At 64.6% G+C, this 10710-nt stretch carries 8 protein-coding genes and 1 tRNA gene; 7 read left to right on the plus strand and 2 right to left on the minus strand.

Features of this window, described 5'->3' with window-relative positions; genetic code table 11:
* Window positions 1-52: 52 nt before the first annotated feature.
* Both ACGK9R_RS15770 and ACGK9R_RS15775 read left to right on the plus strand, forming a co-directional pair.
* Window positions 53-139 (plus strand) — tRNA-Leu (locus ACGK9R_RS15770).
* 202 nt (window positions 140-341) lie between these two features.
* Window positions 342-692, plus strand: a complete 351-nt coding sequence (locus ACGK9R_RS15775; protein WP_394583023.1) for a RidA family protein — start codon at window positions 342-344, stop codon at window positions 690-692.
* 83 nt (window positions 693-775) lie between these two features.
* Here ACGK9R_RS15775 and ACGK9R_RS15780 read toward each other — a convergent pair whose 3' ends face one another.
* The gene (locus tag ACGK9R_RS15780; RefSeq protein WP_394583025.1) at window positions 776-1960 is read right to left on the minus strand and encodes an L-dopachrome tautomerase-related protein; all 1185 of its coding nucleotides are present in this window, start codon (window positions 1958-1960) and stop codon (window positions 776-778) included.
* Window positions 1961-2081: 121 nt separating this feature from the next.
* A complete protein-coding gene (locus ACGK9R_RS15785) occupies window positions 2082-3191 on the minus strand; it encodes a pyridoxal phosphate-dependent aminotransferase (RefSeq protein WP_394583027.1) in 1110 nt (369 codons plus the stop codon).
* A gap of 177 nt (window positions 3192-3368) precedes the next feature.
* On the opposite strand from ACGK9R_RS15785, the gene ACGK9R_RS15790 reads away from it, so the two are divergent.
* The 5 genes from ACGK9R_RS15790 to ACGK9R_RS15810 all read left to right on the plus strand — a co-directional run bounded on the left by ACGK9R_RS15790 (window position 3369) and on the right by ACGK9R_RS15810 (window position 10586).
* Window positions 3369-7052 (plus strand): ATP-binding protein, encoded by a 3684-nt coding sequence (locus ACGK9R_RS15790; protein WP_394583029.1) that lies wholly within the window; start codon window positions 3369-3371, stop codon window positions 7050-7052.
* A gap of 32 nt (window positions 7053-7084) precedes the next feature.
* On the plus strand, window positions 7085-7708 hold the full coding sequence (locus ACGK9R_RS15795; protein ID WP_394583040.1) for a hypothetical protein: 624 nt from the start codon (window positions 7085-7087) through the stop codon (window positions 7706-7708).
* 38 nt (window positions 7709-7746) lie between these two features.
* Window positions 7747-8958, plus strand: coding sequence for a hypothetical protein (locus tag ACGK9R_RS15800; RefSeq protein ID WP_394583042.1), 1212 nt, complete (start codon window positions 7747-7749; stop codon window positions 8956-8958).
* Complete coding sequence (locus tag ACGK9R_RS15805; protein WP_394583031.1) at window positions 8955-9821, plus strand: hypothetical protein; 867 nt, start codon at window positions 8955-8957, stop codon at window positions 9819-9821. Before ACGK9R_RS15800 ends, ACGK9R_RS15805 begins: the two co-directional genes overlap by 4 nt.
* Window positions 9822-10079: 258 nt before the next feature.
* Window positions 10080-10586, plus strand: coding sequence for a hypothetical protein (locus tag ACGK9R_RS15810; RefSeq protein WP_394583033.1), 507 nt, complete (start codon window positions 10080-10082; stop codon window positions 10584-10586).
* Window positions 10587-10710: the final 124 nt, after the last annotated feature.

The raw sequence follows: 10710 nt of genomic DNA on the forward strand, positions 1-10710 counted from the left end.
TCAGTCGATGCGATTGACCTGGCAGGGATTGTCCGTATAATACGCTGCCATTGCCGGTGTGGCGGAATTGGTAGACGCAGCGGATTCAAAATCCGCCGCTGTAAAAGGCGTGCCAGTTCGAGTCTGGCCACCGGTACCATCTTTGAAAGGCTCAGCGTTTTGCGCTGGGCCTTTTTTCGTTGCCCATACTTTTGGCCATGCCTTTGTCAAACGACGGGCTTCCGCACCCACTCGCGTATAGGCGTCATGGTGGCGAACGCGAACACGCCAACCAGAACAAGCATTTTCGCTTCGAATATCGTAGTCTCGAAACGTTATCCCTTTATACACGGAGAGACTCGATGAGCGTCACCTACCACGACAGCAACGCCCGCATGAGCCAGATCGCGATCCACAACGGCACCGTTTATCTCGCAGGCCAGGTGCCCGCCGACGCTACCGCCGATATGAAAGGCCAGACCGAGCAGGTGCTCACGCGTATCGACGAGCTGCTGGAAAAAGCCGGCTCCTCGAAAGCGCAGCTGATTTCCGCCCAGGTCTGGGTGACCGACATGGCCGAGTTCGACCAGATGAACGCCGCCTGGGAAGCCTGGCTCGATGGCCACACCCCGCCGGTACGCGCCGCCCTAGAAGCCAAACTCGCCAAACCCGAGTGGAAGGTCGAGATCATGGTGGTCGCTGCCCAAGGGTGAGGTGGGTCTACGTTGTTGCGTAAGCTCTAGCTCTATATACAAGAACCCCGGCTCAGGCCGGGATTCTTGTATGGGGGAAGCGATCAATGGCCGTTTTGCGGCATGGGCGAGGCGACGGCGCCGCCCAGCTCGTGGCCGTCGAGCTCGTCGGGCAGCTGGATCGCGAAGATCTCGAAGGGTGCGGAGAGCGCATCCTCGCCGCCGTTATGCTGGGGCAGGTCCTCGAGCTGCGGTGCAGGCACGTAGAGGCGGCGGCGGGCGTCGATGAAGATCGCATCGGGGCTGTTCAGGCGCTCGTTGTGGGCGAGCGGCAGAATGTCGCCTTCCGGGGTAAGCACGTCGATGCGCCGCTCTTCGGCGTTCGAGAGATAAAGGTTGCCGAGGCTATCGATGGCGCTGCCGCCGATCGGCGGAATCTCGGCAACCGTTTCGATCTGTTCGGCGCGCTCTTCCTCGCTGAGCGAGTCGTCCCACAGCGCGGCGGTAGGGATGCGGCTGAACGGGCCGGTGGGCATCGCCCAGTAGAACCACAGGCCGTCGGCGCTGACTTCGATCTGATCGGAGTGCACCGTGGGCTTTTCGCCATCGCCATCGACGAATACGCGGCCATCGGTGCCAACCTGCTCGCGCCCCGGGCGCTGCTGGAGTTCCGGGTGCTCCGACAGGCGCCGGTAGGAGTCGCCGGTCTGCAGGTCGTGGACGATGATGCCGCCCAGGCCCGAATCGGTGATGTAGATGCGCGAGCCGTCGACGCGCAGATCGTTCATCTCCGCGCCCGGCGGCAAGATGGTGTCGTCGAAATCGATACGCTTGACGAGCTCGCCGCTTTGCGGGTCGAAGGCGAGCACCTTCTGGCCCGGGCGCGTCTCGCCTTCGTCCGCGTCGTCGCCCTGGTCGACCACCCAGAGCCAGTCGTCGGCGAAGACGTGCACCGTGTTCACCTGCACGAAGGCCTCTGCCGGGTCGCCGCTGCCGTCCCACTCGTTCCACTGGTTGCCGGGGAAGGCCTCGACATCGCCCTCTTCGGTCACCCGGGCGACTGCCGGAGAGTCTTCCATGCCGTGCCAGCGCGGCATCCCCAGAAAAATGGTGCCGCGGCCATCCAGCGTGACCGCGTTGGCGAGAAACTCCGGCGAGCGCGCCACCACCTCGAGCTCATCGGTTACGTCCTCGGGTGTGAACGCCTGAGCCGGCGCGGCCATGGCGGCCATCATGAAAAAGCCGGCACCCGCCAGCAGTTCGCGACGTTCGAATCTGAAACCTTGCATATCCTCTCCCTGAAATTCCTGGCGCGAAAGCGCCTTCCTCGAGCGGCCCGAACGTCCTGGCGTTACGCGGGCCGTGGATTCAGGGTAGACGTTAACCGGCTGGTTGTGTAGCAAGGTCTAATCAAGCGTGCTCTTTTATTGCGCGCTCGAGAATGTCCAGCCGGCCGGGCTCTAGCGCGTCCTCCACGGCGGTAATGCGCAGCACGTTGGCGAGCTTCGGATGGGCGAGCCGTGCGATTAGTACGCCCTCGGCCAAAAGCGCCTGGTGCACCTCGGCGGCAAGCTCGGCGCTTGGCAGGCGCAGGCCGATGAAGTTGGTGGCGCTGGGCAGCACGTCGGCGCCCAACGCCTGAAAGTGCGCAGCAAAGCGCTCGCGACGCATTTTGACGTCGGCCACGTGCTGGCGAACCTCGTCCATATGGTCGAGTACCACCTCGGCGGCGGTCAGGGAGACAGCCGAGACCGCGTAGTGAATACGCACTTTCATCATCATGGTCAGCACGGCAGGCTCGGCGATCGCGTAGCCCACGCGCAGCCCGGCCATACCGTGAGCCTTGGAAAGAGTACGAAGGCGAATCACGCCGGGCAGCGTGCGAGCGGCGAACTCGCTGTCCGCATCATCACGAAAATCGCCGTAGGCTTCGTCCAGCAGCAGCCAGCAGTCGTCCGGCAGCGCTTTGCGAAGCATTAGAATCCCATCGTCGTCATGCAGGTGGCCACTCGGATTGTCCGGGTTGGCCAGATACACCAGGCGGGCATTTTCGCGGTGTGCCGCTGCCGCCAGCGCGTCGAGATCCGGCGCCAGCACTCCCGGCGCCTCGCGGTAGGCGGGCTCCTCAAGGCGACAGCCCTGACCCTTGGCGAAATAGCCGAAGGTGGGGTAGGTGCCGGCCGTGGCGATAACCGCATCGCCCACCTCGCAGGTGGTGCGTAGCGCAAGCGCGATCAGGCTATCTGCGCCGGCATCTACCAGCAGGTGGTCGAGCGGTACCTTGAGCTGCGCGCTTAGCCGGGTGCGAACCCCCATCGCCTCGGCGTCGCCGTAGCGGTAGACCTGCTCGGTGAAGGCTTCGCCGAAGTGCTCGCGAAGCGCTCGATGGCGCATATCCAGCCCTTCGTTGGAGCCCAGCTGGTGGGGTAGCGTACGGTTCAGGCGGCGCTCCAGCGCCTTGATGCCGGGGAAGGGGTTGACCAGGCCGTCGCCGGTCAGGTGAGCGGGGTAGCGGGGCATAACGAATTCCTGCAATCGAATGACTCGCCGTTGGGTGATGACGAGGTTGAGGTCCGAGTATCCAGTAGTTATGAGATTACATAAAGTGTCGATAATCGATGACTGCAAAGGCGGGTGTGGCTTGGCTGCGGGTCTGGCAAGATAGATGCTTTAGAACTCTATTGCTCAAGGACCCGCATGGCCCACCTGCTACGCATCGTGATGATTCATGGCCACCTGGATGGCGTGGTCGAGCTGAGTGTGGATGGCCACACCAATATTTGCGGCACCAACGCCTCGGGCAAGACCACGTTGCAGCGCTTGGTGCCGGTGTTTTACGGCGAGCTGCCCAACAAGGTGGTGCCGAAGACGCGGCGCAAGTTCGATGCTTTCTACCTGCCGCATCGCAACAGCTACCTGGTGTACGAGTACCGCCGCGAAGCCGGCAGCCTCTGCCAGGCGGTGTTGACGCGCAGGCCGGAAGGCGGCGTCGAGTACCGTTTCGTGGCCGCGCCTTACCGCCCCGAAGATTACCTCGTCGAAGGCGAAAACGGCATCGAGGCGCGAGAGTACGCCGACTGGGCGAGCGGGCTGCGGCGCGGCGGCATCGGCGTTTCCGCCAAGCTGTCCGCTACTTCCGAGTACCGCGCGGTGATCCAGAACGACTTCACCCCTACACTTGGCATAACGCTGCACGGCAACCGCAAGGAGGCGTTGAAGCTTCGCCAGCTCGCCGCTCAGTACAGCCTGGTGGCGCCGGAGCACCGCATTCGTCATATCGAGAAGCTGGTCTCGGCGGTGCACGCCAAGGAGGGCAAGATGGACACCCTCAAGACCATGCTGGCGGCGATCTTCGAGGAGGATGGGGTGGAGCTGCCGGTCACCCGCATCCGCGGCGCCAAGGCGCGGGAGTGGATCGACCAGATGCGTCAATCGATGCGCCTGGAGCCGCTGCAGCGTGCCCTTGCTCGCCTTGAAGGCATCGAGCGCGAGCTTGCCCATCTCGATACTACCCTGTGGCAGCTCAAGCCCCAGCTGGCGGCGGACCAGCACCGCGCCGAGCGCACCCTGGCAGAGGCCGAAAAGGCGCGCAGCGAACGCCTGCGCGATTTCGACACCGAGCGCCACCGCGTCGAGGCGGCTCGGGATGCCCTCAACGACCGTTTCAGCGAAGCCGACAGCGCCCTCAAGCAGACCCGGCGGGAGCTTGACGACCTGCAGCAGCAGTTCGAGGCTTTCGAGGCCGCGAACATGCCGGCGCTGGAGGAAGCGCTCACCGCTCTTCCCCAGGCCCGCGAGCGTTACGAGCAGTACAAGAAACACCTGCGTGATCTGCAGGAGATGGTGCAGGCGAGCCAGGCGCAGAAGGAGGAGCGCCTGCGCGAGCTGGGCGACACCCTGGCCCGGCAGAGCGAAGAGACCCAGGCGCTGATCGATGCGCTCAACGAGGAAAAGGCCACCCAGCGCGAACGCCACTGGGAAGCCAAACAGCAGCGCGACGAGCGCTACCAGCGCGAGCGCCAGGCGCTGGAAGCCACCTACCAGGAGCGGCTGGCCCACGCCGCCGAGCAGCTGGCGGTGCTCAAAGCCGCGCTCGACCACGGCGGCCCCACCGCCGAGGAGAGCGAGGAAGCCGCGCTGGCCCAGAGCCGCGTCGACCGCGCCCAAGCCGAGCGCAACGCCGCCGCCAGCCAGCAGGAGAGCTTGCGCCAGGAGCTTGGTGATCTCAAGCGCGAGCGCGACGCCGCCGATCAGGCTCACCGCGAGGCGCGCCAGGCAGAGCAGCAGGCTCACGAGCACTGCCGCGAGCTCGAGCGCCAGCGCGACCCGGCCCAGGGCACGCTGCGTCACTTTCTGCGCTACCACGCCCCGGGCTGGGAGCAGCGCCTGGGCAAGGTGATCGCCCCGGCGCTGCTTGAGCGGCGCGATCTGTCGCCCACCCGCGTCGAGCCCGGCGGCGACGACCTGTTCGGCATCGCCCTCGATACCCTGGCGATCGAGGCGCCGCCCTACGCCCAGGCGGAAGCCGAACTGCTCGCCGCCATCGACGAGGCCGGAGAAACCGCGCTGCGCGCCCAGGCGGCACTGGCCAGCGCCGAGAAGACGCTCAAGCGCCACAACGAGCGGGTGAACGCCGCCGAGCAGGCGCTCAATCGGGCGCACCAGGCGGCGAAGCGCCAGGACGAAGAGCTCGAGTACGCCCGTGAGGCCCGCCAGCAGTGCCAGGCCCGCCATGCAGAAGCCCAGCGCGAGCGCAAGCGTTCCCGCCAGGCGACGCTTGATGAGCAGCAGGCGCTGCACCAAGCTGTCAAGGAGGAGTGCGATGAAGCGCTGGAGGCTCTGCACGCTGCGCTTCGCGCTGATCAGCTCGAACTCGAGGCCGATGCCCAGCACCAGCAGGCTACCTTCGAGCGCCGCCTCGAGCAGTACCGCGAGTCGCTTAGTGCGCTCAAGGCCGACCACCAGCGCCAGTGCCGCGAGGTGGAGGCGACCTTCGAGCAGGCGCTGCATGAGCAGGGGGTCGACCCGGTCACCGTCAGGCAGACCAAAGCGCGGCTCGCCGAGCTCGAGGCCCACATTCGCGCCACCCAGGCGCGCCAGGAGGAGCTCGAGCAGTACCGCACTTTCATGCGCGTGAGCTGGGGCCAGCGCAAGCCGGAGCTCACCGAGCAGGAGAGCCGCCTGACCCGCGAAGTGAGCGAGATCGAGCGCCAGCGCGCCGAGCAGCGCCAGGCTTTCAAGGCCGCTAGGGCGGAGCACGAGCGCCACGTGGGCGTGCTGGAGGCCAACCGCCGCGAGCAGACCGCGCTGCTCGACGATCTCAAGCCGTTGACCCGCCAGCTCGACGAGCTGGCGCTGCCCGCGGATGCCGCCGTGTTAAGTGAGCCGCCGGGGGATGCCCAGGAGCGCATCACCCGAACCCGCCAGGCGCTCAAACAGCGTGAAGCAGAGCGCGACGCGCTGCGCAAGGGGTGCCAGGAGATCGAAGGCCAGCTCGTCAAGGGCGCCAGTGCCGGCTTCGTCGATGCCCTGCAGCGCGAGCGCGAAAGGCTCGATGACCCGGACGAGCCCCGGGCGCTGCTGCCCATTCTTGCGGGCATGCTCACCTTGCTCGAAGACCAGCAGCAACAGCTGGTGCAGCAGGGGCGCAACATGAGCGACGACCTGGACAAGTTCTTCACCGTGTTCAGCGACCTGAACCGGCGCATCAGCGCCCAGAGCAAGCGCCTTTCAGAAGAAGTGGCGGATGACCTGGCGCTCGACGGCATTCGAAAGGCCGAGGTGCGCATCCAGTCCACCATCGACGAGCTGGGTTTCTGGGAACCGCTCAAGCGCTTCGCCCAGTGCTACAAGGAGTGGAAAAACGCGCAGCAGCCGCTGCCCAGCGACGACTACCTCGACGCCCTGGCAGACGTCGCGGATCTTCTGCGCCACGACCAGCCCTACAGTTTCGAGAGCCTGCTGCGCCTAGAGCTGCACTTGAACGAAGGCGGCACGGATCTCGTCATCCGAAGCGACCGCCAGCTGCTCGAATCCTCCAGCCACGGCATGGCCTACCTGATTCTGTGCAAGTTCCTGCTCGCCTTCACAAGGCTTCTGCGCGGGCGCGCCGAAATCGCCATCCACTGGCCGATCGACGAGATCGGAACGCTCGCTTACCACAACGTCGAAAAACTGTTCGAGGCCTGCGACAGCAACCGTATCCACATCGTCGGCGCCTTCCCCAACCCGGAGTCCGACGTGCTGCTGCTGTTCCACAATCGCTACCTGATCGACCGCGACGCGATCGACCCCGGCATGCGCCGGCTCAAGCGGATCGAACCGCGCCTTAGCCGCCTAGCCGAGCGGCTCAAGGCGCGAGACGAGGAGGCCACCGCATGAGCGATAGTCAATCAACCCCCGCCCACACTGCGCTGGTGAGCCACGGGCCGCTGCTGGAAAGACTCCTGGCCGGCGAGTTCGTCTGCGCGGTGAGCGACGAGGCCGCCTTCAAGCGGCTGCAGGACGACGCCCTGCGCGAGGCCTTCGATGCCTACCTGCGCCCGCTCAACCGCCGCCTGGCCACCAACGACGACCAGAGCGTTTATTTTCTGGCTTGGCGCCAGCTGGATGACGCCGCCCGCGAACAGCTTACCCGCCAGCTCAGCGACACTGTACACAGCCTGCTGCCGCTGCTGGAGTGGCTGCAGCTGGTGCAGGAGGCGCTGGGCCGCGACAGCGTGCCGGCACCGGGCGACGTGCTCAAGCCCGGCGAGCTGCAGGCCAAAAGCGAAGACAACCCCAGCCTGCGCGAGCGCATCGAACGGGTGGCGGGGGACAGCTTCTTCGGCTCCCAGAGCGACCAGCTCGACGCCCAGCTCAAGCAGGTGTTCAAGCGCCTGAAGGAGCACGGCTACCTGTTGCAGCCCCACGCCGAGCGCCAGGTGTATCTGGTGACCGGCAAGGTGGAGTACCTGCTCGATATCGTGCGTTTCATCCGCGACGAGGAGCGCCTGCCGGTCGTGGAGGACGCCGATACCCAGGAGATGCTGCTGTGAGCGCCCCCGAAACCCCACCGGCGCTGGAGAGCCGGCTGATGACCCAGGGCGTCGAGCGGCTGGCGCTGCTCGGCAAGCACGCCGAGGCGCTGATGCAGGGCTACGTGGAAGACGAGGTGCCGCTTGCCGAGCTCAGCACCCAGGCGCTGCGCAAACTCCTGGCTGCGCGCATCCTGTGGCGCCCGGACGAGCAGGGCGGCGTCAAACTCACTCCCAAGGTGCGCGAGCTGATCGCCGAGATGACCGCCGATGAAGCCCGCCGCCACGTCAACGCCGACGTGGCCGAGGCGCTGGAACTAATTCGAAGTCTCGTGGGTGGCTACCGCGAAGCCAGCAGCCGGGCGGACTACTGGCACCAGGAGCGCCAGCTCACCCGCCTGCGCCAGGCGGTGGACGACATGAACGGGCGCTTTTTCGACGCCATCGACAGCCTCTGGCAGCGGCTCAACAGCGACTTCGGCTTCGTCAGCCAACTAAGCGACAAGGTGCGCGAGAACGATCGCGCCCAGAAGCAGGTGGTGCGCCTGCTCGACGGCCTGGAGCTGGTCGATTTCAACGAGCTGATCGACCTGGTCGGCAGCGACGGCACCCTGCGCAAGATCCTCATCAGCCAGCTCCAGCAGCAGACCAGCCAGCACTACACCAGCCTGCGCGAAGTGCAGCACCGCCTGATCGAGCTGATGGCGCGCTTTCGCCAGATGCAGGCGCGCAGCCGCCTGGTGGCGGGCATGGCGGCGTTTCTGCGCGAGCGCCCGGACTTCACCCCCGGCCACTACACCCAGCGCGGCGAGGTACCGGCGCTCTTCAACCGCGCCGCTGCCATGCCCATCGCCGGCGCCGCCGCGCTGGACCGCGCCCAGGATGTGGAAGCGCTCGGCGCGCTGATTGCGGCCATTCCCGCCCCGCGCCGCCTGGCCCAGGCGCCCACCGCCGCCAGCCCCGCCCACGCCCAGGAAGACGCCGCCGTGGCGGCCCGCCAGCAGGCGCTGAAAGAGGACGTCGAAACCTTCTACCTCGACGTGGTCGACGCCGCCGGCTCGGCGCCGGTCAGCGCGCTACGCTACCTGGAAGAGAGCCCGCTCGAGTGGAGCGACGAGATCTGGCTCTTTCAGGTGATCGCCGAGTACCAGGGCCTGCCGCGCAGCGAGCAGCGCGCCTTCACCCTGCACGCCGAGGAAGAAAAAGCCGGTGACTACAACGACGTGCGCCTGATTCGCGACGTCGCGCTCACGCTGGCGGCCGCGCCATGAACCTCACCGGCCGCGCCCGCACCGGGCTCAACGAGGTGCAGCGCCTGCTTCGCCAGCAGTCAAGCGTGGAGCGCCCCCGGCGCCAGTGGGTGGGCGACGTGGTAGCCTGGTGCCGCGAACACGACATCGACCTGGGCCCGCGCCTGGGGAGCCGCGCCCTGCGCTTCGATGCCGCGCTGCTGAGCCAGATCGACACGGTGCTGGAAAGCGCCCACTTGGCCCCGCTTGGCCGCGCGCTCAGCGGCCTGCCCAGCGCCGCCCAGGCGAAAGAGGGCATGGAAGAGGACAAGACCACCCGCGAAGGCCCCCGCGCCTGGCGCGTGCTGCTCAACTCGCCGCCCCGACCCACGCCGGGCTTGGGTCGCGAGCCGCGCAGCATTCTCGACGTGGACCTGAGACACCTGACCCTCGCCGCCTTCGGCGCCCTGATCCAGGTCGAAAACCTCGACAGCTTCTACACCTTCGACCCCGACATCGCCACGCTCAAGGGCTATGCCCAGCCGCTCATCGCCTACCGCGGCGATAGCCACTACGGCGGCGGCTTCGCTCACCTCGCCGAGCTATGGCGCAAGACCCGCCGCCCGCACCTGTATCTGGGCGACTTCGACGCCAAGGGCGTCACGCTGGCTTTTGATAGCGGCGCCACCCACCTGCTACTCCCCGAGATCGACTGGCTCACCCAGTACGCCACAACGCTGCACCAGCCCGCCGAACAGCTTCCGTTTCAACGGCGGTTGCGGCAGTTGCACGTTAGCCTGTCGCCGGAGCATCCGCTGAGACCTTATCTAGCGCTACTAGAGAAGCAGCGCGGGCTGCGGCAGCAGTGGTTCGAAGCGGAATTGGTCTGTGTGAGGCTTGGGTGAGATACGGTTATCTGCGCATGAGGGATGGGGTTGTTGGGCATGCTGCGTGGAGCGCCCGGTGTTGTCAGATGAGAGGGATCCGAGCTGGCAAAGTGAGCGGTTATGCTAATTCTGGATACGTCGCCTAAAGTTTATCTTTCCATATATATCAATATTTTATATTTTGTTTAACTGGCATCATAACCCCAGTGAACTTGCTGACACGTTCATTGGGGTTATGAAACTGGCTATATAATCACTGTTATGCATGGATAATGAATGATCAATTGGCAGTATTTTCCAAAATCTGACAAAGCGCCAGCCATAGTCCATACCGTGGTAGATGCATTCGAAGAAGCTTCGCACAGGATAGACTCTTTCAAATTTGATCTGCCTAGCAATGATGTTCTCACGGAGGTTTGCCAGCGACTTCAGTCGGCGGAATTCGAAGTTGAGACTGGCAAGAAAAAGGTAGAAAAGATATTTGTGCCAGTTCTCTTCGGACTTAATGGCAAGACAGAAAAATCATTTGAAGCTGATGCCTACCACCGTGAAGAAGAATTCGTTCTTGAGGTCGAAGCAGGGCGGGCTGTAGTTAACAACCAATTTCTAAAAGACCTCTTCCAAGCATGCATGATGCACGGCGTAAACTATCTTGGTATAGCTGTCCGCAATACTTACAGGAATAGTAATGATTTTGAGCGGGTCATCCGCTTTATTGATACCTTATATGCAAGCAGCCGGATTCGCCTTCCTCTTCAGGGAATCCTGATCATTGGTTACTAAATGCCTAACGCTTGGGCTGCAGCGGACCGCTTTTCCGGCGTGGTGCGCCTCAAAATCGGCCGACAAGCCAAAGCGTTAGCATTTCCTGAACTTGGGTTTCAAAGCCAGTCTTCTATTCGAAGCC

The organism is Halomonas sp. HNIBRBA4712 (assembly GCF_043558675.1).
GTDB lineage: Bacteria > Pseudomonadota > Gammaproteobacteria > Pseudomonadales > Halomonadaceae > Vreelandella.